General features: G+C 40.5%; 1 protein-coding gene. It reads left to right on the forward strand.

Annotation, left to right across the window (positions count from 1 at the left end; translation table 11 throughout):
- The first annotated feature begins 201 nt into the window (after positions 1-201).
- Positions 202-1,419 (forward strand): transposase, encoded by a 1,218-nt coding sequence (locus BACCOPRO_RS16920; protein ID WP_008145600.1) that lies wholly within the window; start codon positions 202-204, stop codon positions 1,417-1,419.
- Positions 1,420-1,446: the final 27 nt, after the last annotated feature.

The following is a 1,446-nucleotide window of genomic DNA, read 5'->3' on the forward strand; positions in this document are numbered from 1 at the left end:
TAAATTAAAATTAAACATAGAATCGGCATAATCCGGTTCAAAATTATATTCAAGAGATCATTGAAATACTGTCAAGAATAAATCGTCAAGGAGTAAGAAAAGGGATGAAAAAGATATGCTAAACAGCTGAAAATTAACAGAAAAAGTATTGCATAATTCACTGATTTTTAGTAAATTAGAAGTCCTTCACCACTTTTAATTATGACTAAAGAATCACTCCTTATGCAATACCAATCCGAGTGCAGAAACGCTCTCGAATCAGCTGTAAATATAAGCAAATCTTTTCAGAAAGTATTCATGGATACAATGAAATTATTCATGGCTATACCTGACCGCATCAATTTCCTGCAAATGGGACGGTATGGATGTTTCTCGGAACAGACATACCGCAACAATTTTGAGAACGACGGCTTTGACTGGTTTTCCTTCAATGAAGCCATCATCAGGGAACACCTTAAAGGTGGTCGCAAGGCGATAGCCGTTGATCCGTCTTTCATTCCAAAATCAGGCAGCAAAACGCCGTGGATTGGCTATTTCTGGTCCGGTTGTGCCGGTGAATACAAACGTGGACTGGAAATAACCGGTATTGGAGTTATAGACGTTGACAACCATGAATGTATGACTTTGGGCTCTGTACAGACACCTGACAACGCAACGCTGGAAAGCTGTGAGAAGAATCTTGTTGACTGGTACAGCTCTTACCTTATCAGCATACAGGAACAGCTGAAACGTATTTCTGGCACAGTCGTATGTGATGCGTTCTTTTCAAAGGCAACTTTCATCAAACCATTGTACGATAACGGTTTCCACGTAATAAGCCGTTTCAGGAATGATGCCGTATTGTTTTATCCCACCTTAGAAAATAGGACAGGAAAACGCGGACGTCCAAAATTACATGACGAGAAAATTGACTTTGAAAATCTGGACATCACAAGATGTACCGAGTACAAAGTGAACAAGGGTAAACTTTACGGACTGAAAGCATACTCCAAAGCACTCAAACGCTTTGTGAGCCTGGCTGTATGGTACCCCATGGATGGAAGAACGGACAAATGGCAGCTGTATTTCTCTACAAACGAAATACAGAACGCACAGGATGTCCTGGACTTTTACAGGACACGTTTCCAACTCGAATTCTGCTTTCGGGATGCCAAGCAACATGCCGGAATAACAAACTGTCAGTCTACAGACTTCAGGAAACTGGCATTCCACTTTAATGCATCACTTGCAGCTATAAACCTCGCCAAGGCTGCCTGTAAGAAGATGGGAATAAAATATTCCATATCATCATGCAAGTCAGTCATACACAATGCTTACATGCTTGAACGATTTATTTGCGTGTCTGGGATTGAACCAAACACGCAATTAATTGACAAACTTTTCAAAGAACTCATTTTATTTACTGCCAGAGCCGCTTAGGCTGGGCTAATTTTTAACGAACTATTG

The organism is Phocaeicola coprophilus DSM 18228 = JCM 13818, assembly GCF_000157915.1.
Taxonomy (GTDB): Bacteria; Bacteroidota; Bacteroidia; order Bacteroidales; family Bacteroidaceae; genus Phocaeicola; species Phocaeicola coprophilus.